Here is a 16,096-nt window from a genome sequence, read left to right as displayed (position 1 = left end):
GATGTTGATGTTTCTTTCCTTTTTATTATACTATTAACTAATAAAAAAGAGTATAAAATCCCAAAATTCGGTGAACTTAAATGTTGTTAATCACCAAAATCCCATAACTGGTTTCAAGTAAATATATCTTTTCCCCTTGCCTTGAGTTCCCAATTAATGTTATAGGATGACAGGACGTTTTAATCTGGTTAAGAATCTAACACCAATGGACAAAAAACTTGCTGTTTCTCTTTTGAGTCTTCTTTTCACCGTTAGTTTTCCCCTCTCGGTTTGGGCGGAAACCGTATTAGAAAAAGTCAGCCGGACAGGGGTACTTACGGCCGGGGTGAGGACGGATGCGGTTCCCTTTGGTTATACAGACAAAAACAACACCTTACAAGGGTATTCCGTTGATTTAATTAAACTCATTCAACAGCGCCTAGAAAAACAACTGAATAAACCGATTAAATTAGAATTAAAAACCGTTGACTTAAAAAACAGATTTAATCAGGTAGAAACAGGTAAATTAGATATTGTTTGTGAAGCCACCAGCATCACCCCAGAACGAGAACAAAATGTTGATTTTTCCACTCCCTATTTTACCACTGGGATTCAACTTTTGGCAAGAGAAGCGGATGCAGAACGTTTAAACCCGACCCGCACTTCTGAAACCAAATTGCAAACAATTAGGGAAAGTAATATTACCGTGGGATTCTTATTGGGAACAACAACCGACGATGAATTTCGTCCCATTTATCCTGAAGCGAAATGGCAAGTTATTGGAAGTCGCACCGATGGAATTCGTCGCTTAAAAGCTGGAGAAATTGATTTAATCGCCAGTGATGGAATTCTATTATTGGGCGAATTGTGGCGACAAGGACTAGACTTTAAAGCCTTTCGTTTAGTCCCATCACAACCCCTAACCTTTGAAAATTACGGTTGTATTTTACCTAAAAATAGTTCTCAATGGGGAAATTTAGTCAATCAAACGATTACCAGTGAAGAAAATACCCAACTCTGGAATAAATGGTTTGATCCCAAAACCGGGCGTTTTCCTTATCAACGGTTTCAAACTAGCACAAAATCTTAAAAAAACGAAACCACAGGCTGTTAGTTCCTGTGGTTTTAGTTCTGGGTTTAAGAGTAATTTCTGATGCTTAATCAACGACATGAATTAGCCCCCGTCTTAGGCGTTCAAAAACTTGATCAATATAGGAATGTTCTTCTGAACTCAATGCGTCTTTGGAGAGTAGTAATGACATCAGTAATCGTTGGTCGTTGCGGGTGATTTTTCGAGAGGAAAAAATTTGATTGACCAATCTTTCGACACTAACAGAGGGTTCAGTCATTAACATGGGCAGCACCTACAACCTGATGGGTTCATCCTATATTATTGATTGAATCGCCGATTTTACCAGTGATATAAACCGCGAAATTAGTGTGATTAAAGTCACTTTTTAATCGTGATTTTGATCAAGATAAAACCGAAAGTCCGCTTGGGAACGGTAGCAATTACCCTAATAATATTTTATCATAGCCATAACGAGCTTTTGATTAGTCTGTCCTATGAAACAAAAAATTATCGCTGGTGTTGCTTTGTTAGCAGTGCTTAGTCCCCTAACTCCAGCCCAAGCCGAAAATTTACAACAGACTCAACAACTTTTATCAACCAAACAATGTCAAAATTGCGACCTCAGTGGTGCAGGTTTGGTGTTGGCAAATTTGGTCGGTGCTAACCTCAATGGTGCTAATCTGGTGGGAGCGAACCTCAGCCGAGCTAACCTGACGGGAGCAGACCTACGGGGGGCTAACCTAGCTGGGGCGAGTTTATTCGGGGCTAACTTAACCGGGGCGAACCTGGCGGGGGCGAACCTCAACGGCACGGATTTAAGAAGTTCCTACCTCACTAATGCGATTTTAGATGCCAAAAGTATTAATAATGCTCAGTTAGTAGGTGTTATCGGACTTCCGGCGAGTGTGGGCGATGCGGAGGACTTTTACCGTCTAGGAGTGAGTGAAGCCAAAGCGGGTCATTATGTTAATGCGATTGATTTTTATAATCAAGCCTTGAGATTAGACGAAAAGTTAGCTGCCGCCTATTTTGCTCGCAGTATGGCACTGGCAGATTTAGGGAATTTAACAGCGGCTATGGCTGATGCAAAACAAGCCGAACAACTGTATAAAACTTTAAATTCCCCAGAGGGCGAAAAAATTTCCCTTCAGTTAGTTGAAACCTTGGAATATCGATTAAATCCTCAAGAAAATAAACCTCGCGGTGGATTTGTCGGAATGTTAGAATCGGCGGCTCCGATATTATTAAAGTTGCTGTTTTAATCCAGAAAATCCCAGGAGAAAAACCAATTTAAAAATAGGGGTTGATCTGAGCTAAAATAACTTGATGGTAACTATTCTATTATGGCTTTAGGGGAGTTCAGGGGGGAATGAATCAATGGGCGATCACAAAAATAAATCCTTATGGAATTCGATCAGTCGAAAAGCAGCCAAAGCCAGTCAGTCTTTAACGGAAAAAGCCACCAAAGCCGCTAAACATGGAGTATCCCATGCGGGAGAAGCCATTACCCATAAAGCCACCGAAGCCGGAAAAACGATTCGGGATACGGCAACCCATTCCGTAGAATCCACTTGGAAAAAAGGTCAAGATTGGATGGATTATTTGGGTTCAGAATTAGAAGAACCTTTATCCAATCCCCAAGGAACCGATTGCAGTTTAGATGAACTGTATCATATTTTTATTGCCTATCAAACAGCCGATCAAGGGGGAAATCAAACCGTTACCTTAAAAAACGGTAAAACCTATACCGTTAGAATTCCGCCCCACCGCACAGAAGGAGCAAATTTACGACTCAAAGGCTGTGGAATTCGGGGAAATGATGCCTTTTTAGTCTTGCATAGTTTTTATAACTCAGAATTGAATCTGGATCGACAAATCAATCGTTTAATTAATCAATTCTCTCTCTATGAACAAACTAAGATTAGATGTTTAGAAGCCTATAATCGTCTAAATAATGGACAAGCAACTCAAGATTTTACCGCCTTAGATTTATTAGATTATTTGGTGCTAACCTCTAAACTGTATTCTGATATCGGTCAACGTTATATTATTGCCAGCCATCATTCCCGTTGTTTGATCTTAGAACATTGCTTGGAAAAAGCCTTAGAAACATCGGATTTAGGGTTAGAAGAAAAAAATCAGTTAAAAGGAACCTATCAATATGTCCGTTCAGGGGAAGCGGTTCCCGATTTAGATGCGTTAACAAAAATTGATACGATTATTCTCAATTCCTCCTTAAAATCTAACTTAAAAAAATACTATTTGCGTGGCAGTATTACCGCCAGGGTTTTAACCTTAGATATTCTGATTATTAATACTATTTATAATCAATCCGAATTATCCGAATCCGATAAAAAACGCTATGCAAAAACCTATATTCAACTGCGAGAAGGGAAAAGTATTCTTGATGCTTTAACTTTAATTAGTTTAGATGAATGGATAATCAATGCAGAGATTCCAGCCCTAGGAAAAGTGATTTATCAACTCATCCGTCAACCGGATTTAGCCTTTGATCATGAGTTTGATGATGATGACTATTTAGAAGCCTTTAAAACCATTCAAACAACGATGCAATCTATCTTAGAAAAGCATCAAGATTATCCTGCAACGGATATTCAACGGATTGATATTGCCGAGGTTAAAATAGATCGATTAGCGGAAAAATCCTATAATTCCGTTTCTCGGGGCGGCTTGGGTTTATTATCGGGAAATGTAATTATTAAAGGAGCGATTCCTTTAATGGAAATGACCGCTCGGGTGGCGATCGCAGAAGTAGCACAAAAGTCAATTTCTGATAAAATTCAATTAGGAATTCCGACGGTTTCAGAAACCAGAAATCCCTCCACTGCGATCGGCAATAATTGGATGGCGGTGGGTTCCTTTGGAGAGGGAGAAAAACCGATAGACCATCTATTCGGCGCGGCATTTTATCGGACAATTATGGGTGAAATAGACGGGGTGAGCGGCTTTGCTGAACCCGTTAGTAATAAACCGATTCATCAAGGGTTAGGACTACTGAAACTCTTGAAAGGACAACCGGATAAACAACGGATTATTAAGGATTTGGAAACTCAAATGTATAGGAGGGAATAGGGATCACGGATTTAAGAGGATTTCACGGATTTCACGGATTTTAATCTGTGTCAATCTGCGTAATCTTTTTAAATCCGTGATGGGGAATGGGTAATAGGTAACAAGGAACTTAGAATCACGGTAGAATGGAATGGTTTAAAGATTAAATTGGATGATTTCCCATGACTTCAGAAGCTAATATATCAACGGAATCAACAACGGGCGCGGATGCAATTGATGTGGCGATCGCGAAAGGAATTGACTTTGATGGCACACCCATTCCTCCGGTTAAGTTAGACCTTTACCATCAAGTTATGGGTTTAGAAGCCGGACGTCAACGCAGTGGTGTGAGTAATACCATGCGGTCTCGAATTGTTCGGATTGGTGCTAAACATATTCCCGAAACCGAACTGAATCAATTATTAATTGATGCGGGATTTCAAGGCTTAAAAGAGAAAGAAATCCTATTCTATTATGGCAGTAAATCCTAAGAAATTGAGTCATCTTTACACTTCTTTAGCGGGTTGGGTTTATTAATGTCCGATTCCTTATGGCAACGGACATGACAATATATACGCTTGTCATTCGGTGCTTGAGCGTAGTCCGAGCTTGGCGCTTAAGCACCGAATCCATTTTCTAAGCACCAAGGGCGACTTCTACATAGCAGAGAATAGAGAATACCATACACCCATTGCCTACTCTGTAAGTGATTATTCCTATTTAGTAAGGGGTCTTTTTTGGGTATATTAAAAAGACGTGCGGCAGAATTGAATAAGTATAATCTTGATTTTTTGTGTTTTAAAACCCTTCAAAACATCAAAATCAATCTTACTACAATTACTTTTATTAATGATTAATTGCGATCGCCAACTCAGAGGTAAAACAAATGCCAGAGAATAATAGTTATATTTGGGCAAAGAATTTAGGGGGCAGTGGTGATGACGTTGGCTATGACATCACCGTGGACAGCGCGGGGAATGTCTACACGATTGGTTTTTTCAATGGGACTGTAGACTTTGACCCAAGTGCAGGAATTTTTAATCTGACTGCTGCTAGGGCTAATGAGAAATTCATTACCAAATTCGATAGCAATGGCAATTTTGTTTGGGCGAAACCACTGATTGGTGATACTGATGATACCAATGGGCTTAGTAGTATTAGAGTTGATAACTTAGGCTATATCTACACCACAGGTCGCTTTTTAGGGACGATAGATTTTGATCCTGGTGCTGGCGTATTTAACCTGGCTGCGACTCCCGGGGGGCAGGAAGACAGCTTTATTTCCAAATTGGACTCCAATGGCAATTTTGTTTGGGCAAAACAACTGGGGGGGACTCTGGGTGATTTTGTGTATGACATAACTGTAGACAGTTTAGGCAATGTCTACACTACAGGTAATTTTGAAGGGACTGCGGACTTTGACCCCGGTGTCGGTGTATTTAATCTAACTTCTGCCGGACTGGGAGATATCTTTATCTCCAAATTGGACTCCAATGGTAATTTTGTTTGGGCGAGACAACAGGGGGGAATTGATAATGATTTATCAACTCGTATAGTCCTAGATAGCCTGGGAAATATCTACACAACAGGTTCGTTTACTGGCATTGGTGTAGATTTCGATCCGGGTCTAGGTAATTCTAATACTAATTCTCTGGGAAATCCAGATGTTTTTGTCTCCAAACTGGACTCCAATGGTAATTTTATTTGGGTTAAAACACTGGGCGGGACTAATAATGATAGTTCAACTGGTCTTGTCCTAGATAGCTTAGATAATGTTTACACTGTAGGTATTTTTCAAGGGACTGGGGACTTTGACCCCGGTGCAGGTGTGACTGGCTTCACTTCTTTTGCTGGAAGTAATGACATTTTTATCTCCAAACTGGACTCCAGTGGCAATTTTGTTTGGGCAAAACAACAGGGGGGAATTGGTGATGATGTGCCATTCGATATAGCCCTAGATAGTTTAGGGAATGTCTACAATACTGGTCGGTTTCCGGGAACTGCGGACTTTGACCCCGGTGTCGGTGTATTCAACCTAACTTCTGCCGGACAGGGAGATATCTTTATCTCCAAATTGGACTCCAATGGTAATTTTGTTTGGGCGAGACAACAGGGGGGAACTGCTGATGATTCTCCGCGTAGTATCACTGTAGATAATTTAGGCAATGTTTACACTACAGGTTGGTTCAATGGTGTTGCCGACTTTGACTCCAGTGCAGGCACAGTTAACCTTACCAGTAATGGGGGTGTGGACATCTTCATTTCTAAGTTGGGTATTATTCCTTTTGAACCCACTAATGCTGGACTAACAGGAACTACAAGTAGCGACGGGGTTTGGGGAGATTATAACAAAGATGGTGCTTTAGACGCCTTGGTTGCCGGGTTTAATGCTCCCACAAAGGTCTATCAAAATAGTCCGGGAAGCTTCACCGCCGTCGCCACACTCCCCGAGGTTTCCAGTGGTGGGATAGCTTGGGGAGATTATAACAATGATGGCAACCTCGATATTGCCCTAGCCGGGTATGATCAATTGACCATTGGAACAGCCCAAATCTATCGCAATGATGGGGGAATTTTTAATAATATTGGGGCTGGATTACTGAATTTTTATCACAGTGATTTAGCCTGGGGAGATTATGATAATGATGGAGATATTGATCTTTTAATTAATGGTAATGATTATTTAACTAATATACCCACAACTAAACTTTATCGGAATGATGGAGCTAACACTTTTGTTGATAGCGGAATCCTACTAATTGGTTTACAAAATGGTTCCGTGGCTTGGGGGGATTATGATAATGATAGGGATTTAGATATCTTAATCACAGGGGAGGATCTATTAGCCCCTTATAGTAAAGTTTATCGCAACGATGGGGGAATTTTTACAGATATTAATGCAGCCCTACCCGGTGTTTATCATGGGGATGCAGCTTGGGGAGATTATGATAATGATGGTGACCTAGACATTGCTCTAACGGGAATTGATAGCCTTACCAATTTAGTTACACAAGTTTATACCAACACGAATGGAGTTTTCTCCCCAGCCGCCTCATTAATTGGTTTAGGTGATAGTTCGGTGGCTTGGGGAGATTATGATAATAATGGCAACCTCGATCTAGTTGTAACAGGTTCCGACCAATCGATTGTTTATCGAAATGAAGGTGCTAATGTTTTTACTAAAATTGCTGCTGGATTAGTGGGTGTTAGTCAAGGTTCAGCCCATTGGGGAGATGCTAATAATGATAGAAAGTTAGATATTTTATTAACGGGTAATAATATTGGTACTCCTTTCGCAGACATTTATCAAAATAATACCTTAATTCCGAATACCCTCCCCACTCCTCCTAGCAGCTTAAATATCCCAATTATCACAGCTAATACGGTTAACTTTAGCTGGAACCCGGCAACGGATATTGAAACCCCTGTAACGGGTTTAACCTATAATTTGCAGGTTGGAACAACACCTGGGGGGTCTGAAATTGTTTCGGCTATGCCTTCTTTACCCCAAATGGGTAATGTTAATCATAATCTGAACTGGACATTAAATAATTTACCCTACGGCACTTATTATTGGACGGTACAAGCAGTTGATACTGCCTTTGGACGATCTACCTTTGCACCGGAAGCTACATTAATTGTACCCCCTCCCACCTATAATTTTGGTAGTATTAATTATACCACACCTGAAGGGAATATTAGGGCTATTCCTCCTACGGTAGAAATTATCAGAACAGGGGATATTACCGTCGCAGAAAATGTCACTGTTACAGCTATTTCGGGAACAGCAACTCCAGGAACTGATTATACCACAGGGCCGTTTACTGTTAGTTTTGCAGCCAATCAAACCAATGCTTTTGTCCCAATTGAAATTTTAGGGGATATTGGATTTGAACCCGATGAAACCCTGAATTTACAGATAACTGGATTTAGTGGTTTAGGAGTCGTTGGAACCCAGGGAAATACAACCCTAACCCTAGCCAATGATGATATTAGTGGTGTGGGTATTACTCAAACTGGAAGTAGTTCCGATATTACGGAAGGAGGACTATCCGATACCTATAATATTGTCCTAAATTCGATTCCGACCGCGCCAGTTACGATTACTATTACTCCTTCAAATGCGGAAGTTAATTTAGGTGCGGGGGCGGGTGTTCCCCTCAACTTAAACTTTACGGCGGATGCTACAGCTTTAACTCCTCAAACTGTTACTGTCACGGCTGTTGATGATTTTATTGCGGAGGGAATTCATAATAGTATTCTGGCTCATTCTGCTTTAAGTTCTGACCCCAATTATAATGGTATATTAGTCCCCTTTACGGTAGATGGAATTGTCGCCTCAACGGTTACTGTGAATATCACAGATAACGATATCCCCGGAATTACCATTAACCCCACCAGTGGTTTAAGCACCACCGAAGTTGGAGGGACAGCTAACTTTAATCTCAGCTTAAAATCCCAACCCACCGCCGACGTTACCCTAACTCTTAACAGCAGTAACCCCAAGGAAGGAAGCCTATCAACTTCTAAAATTACCTTCAATTCCACCAACTGGAATCTTCCCCAAACCGTGATCATTACCGGAGTCGATGATAATATTGTGGACGGTAATATTCCCTACAGCATTATTACCGACCCAGTTATTAGTCTTGACCCCAAATATAATAATCTTAATCCCGACGATATCACCGTCACTAATACTGATAACGATATCCCCGGAATTACCATTAACCCCACCAGTGGTTTAAGCACCACCGAAGTTGGAGGGACAGCTAACTTTAATCTCAGCTTAAAATCCCAACCCACCACCGACGTTACCCTAACTCTTAACAGCAGTAACCCCAAGGAAGGAAGCCTATCAACTTCTAAAATTACCTTCAATTCCACCAACTGGAATCTTCCCCAAACCGTTGTCATTACCGGAGTCGATGATAATATTGTGGACGGTAATATTCCCTATACCATTATTACCGACCCGGTTATTAGTCTTGACCCCAAATATAATAATCTTAATCCCGACGATATCACCGTCACTAATACAGATAACGATATCCCCGGAATTACCATTAACCCTACCAGTGGTTTAAGCACCACCGAAGTTGGAGGGACAGCTAACTTTAATCTCAGCTTAAAATCCCAACCCACCGCCGACGTTACCCTAACTCTTAACAGCAGTAACCCCAAGGAAGGAAGCCTATCAACTTCTAAAATTACCTTCAATTCCACCAACTGGAATCTTCCCCAAACCGTGATCATTACCGGAGTCGATGATAATATTGTGGACGGTAATATTCCCTACAGCATTATTACCGACCCAGTTATTAGTCTTGACCCCAAATATAATAATCTTAATCCCGACGATATCACCGTCACTAATAGTGATAACGATATCCCGATAATTAACCTCTCCATTGATACCGTAACCGCAACTGAATCAGAAGCAACCATTGTCACCCTAACCGCAACCGTCGCCGCCGGGGTGACGCAAAATCAAACCCTGGATATTAATATTACGGGAACCGGAATTACTCCCAACGATTATATCCTATCTAATCCTCAAATAGTCATTAATCAAGACACTAATATTGGCACTGTGACTTTAAAGATTAATGATGATAAGGAAGTTGAGGGGGATGAAATAGCCAATATTAAAATCTTAAATCCTTCTTCGGGATTAATATTAGGAACTACAACCGCAGCTAACCTAACTATCGTTGATAATGATATCCCATTAACCTATAATTTTAGTGCAGCTAATTATACCATACCTGAAGGGAATAGTTCTAATAGTTCTCAAGTTATTACCCTGAATCGAACTGGAAATATTAATCTCCCAGAAACTGTTACTTTGAGTATTATCGGAGGGACTGCTACCCAGGGAGATGATTATTTAATTAATAGTTTAACCGTTAACTTTGCTGCGGGTCAAACCCAAGCTATTTTACCCGTTGAAATCCTAGGAGATACTACCTTAGAACTCGATGAAACTATTGAATTGCAACTCTCTAGTTTTAGTGCTGGAGGAACAGCTGGAAACCCATCAACCACCACCTTAACTCTACAAAATGATGATAACTCTCCCGCAACCGTTAACTTTTCCCAATCACAATATCAAACCAATGAAAATGGGACAATTATTGGAAATCAAATTACCTTAAATCGTACCGGAAATCTATCTCAATTCTCCTCCGTTGAAGTACAACTCAATACTGGAACAGCAATTGCGGGAGAGGACTTTATTGCGACTCCCATTGTTGTTAATTTCGCCGCCAACGAAACCTCAAAAACCCTGACTATTCCGATTAATGATGATAACGTAGCCGAAAACCCAGAAAACTTAACATTAACCTTAGTAAACCCCAACACGGGAACCCTGCTTGGAACCCAAACGACCGCCAATTTAGAAATCATTGATAACGACCAAACTGGAATTACAATTAATCCCACCCAAATTTCAGCCACTGAAGCAGGAGTCACCGGAAATTATACCCTAGTTCTCAATAGTATTCCCACGGAACCTGTTACCATTAATTTTAATCTGGATAATCAAATTAATCCTATTACCCCCCTCACTTTTGATCAAAACAATTGGAATACTCCCCAAACCGTGACAATAACTGCAACGGATGATAACTTAGTTGAAGGAAATCATCAGAGTTTAATTCGTCATACCCTCCAAACCAATGATGTACAATATTCTAATGTATTGATTCCCGATGTTACGGTTAATATTACCGATAATGATTCCGCCGGAATTTCTATTTCTCCCTTATTAATTACGGCGACAGAAGGCGGCGCAACCGGAATATTTCAAATCCTATTAACCACCGTACCGACCGCAGATGTCACCCTAACCTTTAAGAGCAATACTCAACTCCAACCTCTACCGGATATTACCTTTAATTCTAATAACTGGAATATCCCCCAAACCGTCACCGTTACCGCAACGGATGATAATTTATTGGAATCCCTCCATCAAGCAATTATTACCTCCACGGTTAGCAGTTCTGATATCACCTATAACGGGTTAAAAACCAATCCAGTTACGGTAGAAATTACCGACAATGATTCCGCCGGAGTCTCGATTAATCCCAATAATTTAGATATTATAGAAGGGAAAAAAACCGAAACTTATAATATTTTCTTAACCACCCAACCCACCGCTCCCGTTACCATTCAATTTAACTCGGGAGACCCCCTAAAACCAATTACAGAAATTACTTTTAATCCTGATAATTGGAATCAACCTCAAACAGTCACGGTAGAAGCGATTGATGATACAGAATTTCAAAATAATCGGACTGCGAGTATTACCCACACCGCTATTAGTTCCGATAAAAATTATAATGGAATTAATATTAGTTCCGTGGCGGTGGAAATTACTGATAATGACCCCCCTCCTACTATTTTAATTAGTTCCCCAACCCTGGGAGTAACCGAAGGAGGAAATAGCAACACCTATCAAATCAGTTTAACCGCAAAACCCACCGCCCCTGTAACAATTGATTTTGAAACAGGCGACCCACTTCAACCCATTTCAGCGATTACCTTTGATGTTAATAACTGGAATACACCTCAAACCGTTACCGTCACCGCCGTTGATGATAATATTACTGAGTCTGAGTTTACTACCCCGATTCGCCACCGCATCACCACCACTGACCCTCAGTATGCTAAGGTAACACTGCCTGATGTGGTAACGCGGATTACCGACAATGACACCGCCTCGGTCAAGATTACCCAAACTGATAATCGCACCGATGTTAGTGAAGATGGACTCACCGACACCTATAGCGTCGTTCTCAATAGTAAACCCACCGCCGATGTCACCGTGACGATTACCCCCGATAGTCAAACCGACTTAGGTAACGGAGAAGATGAACCCAAAAAACTCACTTTTACCTCAGAAAACTGGAATAAACCCCAAACGGTGACGGTGAAAGCGGTGGATGATCAAGATATTGAAGATACAATTCATACCAGTACCTTAGTTCATACGGTTAATAGTTCCGATACTAACTATCAAAATCAGGTTCCGATTTTAATTGATGGTGTGAGTAGCACATTACTAACTGTTAATATTACCGAAAATGATGCTCCTTTACCGCCAGGAACAGCCGGAATTAATATTCTTCAACCCCTAAGAACAACCGAACTCTGGGAAGGATTTGGTTCTGCAAATTATAAAGTTGTTTTAACCAGTGAACCCATTGCGAATGTGGAAGTCAATCTTTCCACCGACCCACAGTTAAATGTTAATCAAACCGTCTTATTTTTTACTCCAGAAAATTGGAATATTCCCCAAACCGTTACGGTTAATGCTATTGATAATACCCTAGATGAACGTCAACATACAAGCATTATCACCCATCAAACGATTAGTACCGATAGTCGTTATCAAGGATTATCGGCGGTGAATGAAATCGTAATTCATGATAATGATAATGTGGGCGAGATTATTAACTTAATCGAACCCGATGCAATTGGTGTGGGTAACAAGGATGACCGGGTGACGGGTTCAGTATTTGATGATGTGATTTATGGACGAGACGGGAACGATGATTTGTCCGGAAAAGGGGGAAATGATGTCATTTTAGGTCAAAATAATGTCGATCTTTTATTGGGAGATGAAGGAAATGATGTTTTATTAGGAGGGAGAGAAAATGATTTTATCTTTGGAGGAATTGGAGATGATATTCTGTTTGGGGGGTTAGGAGATGACCGTTTATATGGAGAAGAAGGTAACGATCAACTTTTTGGAGGTTTCGGAAATGATCGTTTAGATGGGGGGGTGGGAACTGATATTTTAACTGGATTTTCGGGGAATGATGTGTTTGTGATTAATCAGGAAACAGCCAGTGATGATCTAAATCAGGTTGATATTATTAAGGATTTTACCCTGACTCAAGATATTATTGAATTATCTCCCAATTTAACCTTTGAACAATTAAATATTATCCAAGGAACCGGGATTTTTATTAATTATACTCTAGTTCAACTTAAATCTAATGGTCAATATTTAGCAATTATCCAGAATATTACAGCTACGGATTTAGATAGTAGTGATTTTATTTAAAACCTTAAAAATTATCATAAGGAATGTCGATAAAGTAAGTGTGATACCTCTTTTTTTTAGACTACGATGGCGTAGCTCGTTGTTGCGCTTTAGCGCATGAGCAGGGACGACGCATCGTAACAACGAACTTTATTATTTATGAATTTGTAATTGTTTTCTCAATTCATCTAAGGAAGAATCGGAGGTTTCTAATAATTCGGGTTCATCAGGACAGAATTCTAGTTCAATTTCAATGGTAAGTTGAGGTTCTGATAAGTTATTATAATTGGCGATCGCTTTAAATCTCAATTTCCCACTTTTCCAAGATGCAGCACCTAATTTTAAGAGTTGACAATCAATTTGTTCACTAATTGTATTCCAGCTACTTTGATTAATTTTTAAAGGAACTTTATTTTCAATATTATATTCTGAATTTAGATCGTGAAATAAGCAACGTCCAAAAGTTCGTTGACCTTCACTATAGGAAAATAGCATTTTCTGATTTAAACCTTTAAGTAAATGTTCTTTAATTTTTTCTACAATAAATATATTCTTTTCATACATTAACATACAATCATCACTCAGCTTATAAAATGTATTGTTCATGTTGATATTATCCTCGAAATTTGATCTGATATAGCAATTATAAAATAATTGTAACCCAAAAAATGGTTGATTCTCGTTGCTAGGTTCTACCTAGCAATGTCTTAGGGCAGGCTCCGCCTGCTATCAAATAGAGGCAGAGCCTCAAAAATACATTCCCTGGTGGAACTGGGGAACCAGAAAATGCTGTATTATTTATGAATTTGTAATTGTTTTCTCAATTCATCTAAGGAATAATCAGATGTTTCTAATGGTTCAGTTTCGTCTGGACAGAATTGTAATTCCATGTCAATTTCCGATTTGGGGTAAGATGGAGATTTTGGATCATAAGTAAAGTTTTTATAGTCTTCAGGAAAAAGATTAACAGTGCTTTTTATAATTAATTTACCACTGATCCAACCTTTGCCAGAAGTTAAACTTAGTAATTTACATTCAACAGACTTACTAACATTACTCCAAGAGCTTTGTGTTAATCGTAGTACAATTTTTTGATCTATTTCATAGCCATAATTATTAAGATAATTAAAAATCATAGGTCTTTGATTTGATGAGTCTCTGTAAGCATATATTGTTTTATTCAAAGAATATATCGCGAATTATTTAAAGCGAGCAACAGTAAAAGTATCTTTATCAATCAATAAAAGATCTTCATCACAAGTTAAAGGATAAAAATTATCAGTCATGGGGTTTAACCTCAAAAGCAAATTAATTTTTAAATTATACTAAATTATAGATAGCAAATTTTAATCTGTTGTAGAAATGGCTTGAAATTCAATCATCGTAGGGGCGAGGCGCGCCTCGCCCCTACAGAGTCATGTAGGTATTTTTAAAGTTATCTTTTTAGGTTAGAATATAGCAATCCTCAACCGGATGTAAAAACAACCGCCACAATTGTACAATCAAAAACTGCTAATCAATTCGAGAACAAAAAACCGTGAAAATTCTAGTAGTGGGAAATGGGGGACGGGAACACGCCATCGCCTGGACATTACTCCAGTCGCCCCGGGTTGAAAAAGTATTTTGTACCCCCGGAAATGGCGGGACAGCCACCCTCAAAGGCTGTGAAAATTATCCGATTTCCGTAGAAGATTTTGCAGGTATCAAAAACTTAGTTCAAAATCAGGATATTTCCCTAGTGGTAGTCGGGCCAGAATTACCCCTCGCCCTAGGAATTACCGACTATTTGCAACAACATAATATTAAAGTATTCGGCCCCAACCAAGCCGGGGCGCAACTTGAAGCCAGTAAAGCCTGGTCTAAAGCCTTCATGGAAGACGCCGGAATTCCTACGGCTAAGGCGGCCGTCTTCACAGATGCAGCCAGCGCTAAGGCTTATATTCAAACCGCTCCTATCGTGGTCAAAGCCGATGGGTTAGCCGCCGGAAAAGGTGTCACCGTTGCGACCACCGTGGAAATGGCCCATGAAGCGATAGATACTATTTTCGCCGGGGAATTTGGCCAGGATAACCTACGGGTAGTGGTGGAGGACTTCCTAACCGGACAGGAAGTCTCCGTACTCGCCCTAACGGACGGGTTAACGATTCGGCCCTTAGTTCCAGCCCAAGACCATAAACAGGTCGGAGAGGGGGATACTGGCCCCAACACGGGGGGGATGGGGGCCTATGCTCCCACTCCCATTCTCCCCCCGGAACTGCTGTCTCGCGTGCAACGGTCGGTCTTAGAACCCACTTTAGCCACCCTGCGTCAACGGGGTATTGACTATCGGGGGGTGGTCTATGCCGGGTTGATGATTTCCCCGGAAGGAGAAATTCAGGTATTGGAATTTAACTGTCGGTTTGGCGACCCCGAAACCCAAACGGTTCTCGCCCTGTTAGAAACCCCCCTAGAAGAAGTCCTACTCGCCTGTTGTGAACAGCGGCTAGAACAGGTTCCTTTAACCTGGAAATCGGGGGTTTCTGTGTGTGTGGTATTAGCTTCTGGGGGTTATCCGGGTTCCTATCAAAAGGGCAAAGTGATCACCGGAATAGAAGACGCAGAAGCATCGGGGGCGATCGTATTTCATGCGGGAACTAAACTACAAGACGGCCAAATTCTCACCGATGGCGGACGAGTTTTAGGGGTTACGGCCGTTGGGTCTACTTTCCAAGAAGCCATCACCCAAACCTACAAAGCCGTTGATTGTATCAATTTTGAAGGACTCTATTATCGTCGGGATATCGGTTGTCGCGTAACGGTTGATGGTTGATGCTTAGGCTATTCGGCATCTAAATTCCAGATTTCAAAATCCTACAACTCTTGCAATGCGAGCGTCCTCGCTCCCCCTCTACCTCCCCTGCTCCCCCTGCCTCCCCTGC

At 40.6% G+C, this 16,096-nt stretch carries 9 protein-coding genes; 6 read left to right on the top strand and 3 right to left on the bottom strand.

Annotated elements, in window-relative coordinates; translation table 11 throughout:
- Positions 1–205: 205 nt before the first annotated feature.
- Positions 206–1,069, top strand: a complete 864-nt coding sequence (locus PL11201_RS10700; protein WP_079678560.1) for an amino acid ABC transporter substrate-binding protein — start codon at positions 206–208, stop codon at positions 1,067–1,069.
- Positions 1,070–1,136: 67 nt separating this feature from the next.
- Here PL11201_RS10700 and PL11201_RS10695 read toward each other — a convergent pair whose 3' ends face one another.
- The gene (locus PL11201_RS10695) at positions 1,137–1,328 is read right to left on the bottom strand and encodes a hypothetical protein (RefSeq protein ID WP_369821837.1); all 192 of its coding nucleotides are present in this window, start codon (positions 1,326–1,328) and stop codon (positions 1,137–1,139) included.
- Between the two features lie 217 nt (positions 1,329–1,545).
- Here PL11201_RS10695 and PL11201_RS10690 point away from each other — a divergent pair, with 217 nt between their 5' ends.
- The 4 genes from PL11201_RS10690 (at position 1,546) to PL11201_RS10675 (ending at position 13,199) form a co-directional block, all read left to right on the top strand.
- Positions 1,546–2,313 (top strand): pentapeptide repeat-containing protein, encoded by a 768-nt coding sequence (locus tag PL11201_RS10690; protein WP_079678557.1) that lies wholly within the window; start codon positions 1,546–1,548, stop codon positions 2,311–2,313.
- Positions 2,314–2,428: 115 nt separating this feature from the next.
- Entirely contained in the window at positions 2,429–4,144 is a 1,716-nt protein-coding gene (locus PL11201_RS10685; protein WP_079678555.1) for a hypothetical protein, read from the top strand.
- A 161-nt stretch (positions 4,145–4,305) separates the two neighbouring features.
- Positions 4,306–4,614 carry a small RNA NsiR4-regulated ssr1528 family protein gene (locus tag PL11201_RS10680; protein ID WP_079678553.1) on the top strand — a complete coding sequence of 103 codons (309 nt, stop codon included), beginning with the start codon at positions 4,306–4,308 and terminating at the stop codon, positions 4,612–4,614.
- A gap of 395 nt (positions 4,615–5,009) precedes the next feature.
- Complete coding sequence (locus PL11201_RS10675) at positions 5,010–13,199, top strand: Calx-beta domain-containing protein (protein ID WP_079678551.1); 8,190 nt, start codon at positions 5,010–5,012, stop codon at positions 13,197–13,199.
- Between the two features lie 132 nt (positions 13,200–13,331).
- Here PL11201_RS10675 and PL11201_RS10670 read toward each other — a convergent pair whose 3' ends face one another.
- Both PL11201_RS10670 and PL11201_RS10665 read right to left on the bottom strand, forming a co-directional pair.
- Positions 13,332–13,784 carry a KGK domain-containing protein gene (locus PL11201_RS10670; protein WP_079678550.1) on the bottom strand — a complete coding sequence of 151 codons (453 nt, stop codon included), beginning with the start codon at positions 13,782–13,784 and terminating at the stop codon, positions 13,332–13,334.
- A gap of 188 nt (positions 13,785–13,972) precedes the next feature.
- On the bottom strand, positions 13,973–14,362 hold the full coding sequence (locus PL11201_RS10665) for a KGK domain-containing protein (protein WP_159451528.1): 390 nt from the start codon (positions 14,360–14,362) through the stop codon (positions 13,973–13,975).
- 353 nt (positions 14,363–14,715) lie between these two features.
- On the opposite strand from PL11201_RS10665, the gene purD reads away from it, so the two are divergent.
- The gene (purD, locus tag PL11201_RS10660; RefSeq protein WP_079678546.1) at positions 14,716–15,987 is read left to right on the top strand and encodes a phosphoribosylamine--glycine ligase; all 1,272 of its coding nucleotides are present in this window, start codon (positions 14,716–14,718) and stop codon (positions 15,985–15,987) included.
- Positions 15,988–16,096 lie beyond the last annotated feature (109 nt).

The sequence above is a fragment of the Planktothrix sp. PCC 11201 genome (assembly GCF_900009135.1).
In the GTDB taxonomy this organism is placed as follows: domain Bacteria; phylum Cyanobacteriota; class Cyanobacteriia; order Cyanobacteriales; family Microcoleaceae; genus Planktothrix.
Note: the sequence above shows the minus strand (reverse complement) of the source record. Positions and strands in the feature narration are given on the sequence as shown.

Bases quoted from the DNA above. Each gene is read 5' to 3' on its own strand.
- PL11201_RS10700 (WP_079678560.1), top strand. From the start codon at position 206: ATGGACAAAAAACTTGCTGTTTCTCTTTTGAGTCTTCTTTTCACCGTT.
- PL11201_RS10695 (WP_369821837.1), bottom strand. From the start codon at position 1,328: ATGACTGAACCCTCTGTTAGTGTCGAAAGATTGGTCAATCAAATTTTT.
- PL11201_RS10690 (WP_079678557.1), top strand. From the start codon at position 1,546: ATGAAACAAAAAATTATCGCTGGTGTTGCTTTGTTAGCAGTGCTTAGT.
- PL11201_RS10685 (WP_079678555.1), top strand. From the start codon at position 2,429: ATGGGCGATCACAAAAATAAATCCTTATGGAATTCGATCAGTCGAAAA.
- PL11201_RS10680 (WP_079678553.1), top strand. From the start codon at position 4,306: ATGACTTCAGAAGCTAATATATCAACGGAATCAACAACGGGCGCGGAT.
- PL11201_RS10675 (WP_079678551.1), top strand. From the start codon at position 5,010: ATGCCAGAGAATAATAGTTATATTTGGGCAAAGAATTTAGGGGGCAGT.
- PL11201_RS10670 (WP_079678550.1), bottom strand. From the start codon at position 13,784: ATGAACAATACATTTTATAAGCTGAGTGATGATTGTATGTTAATGTAT.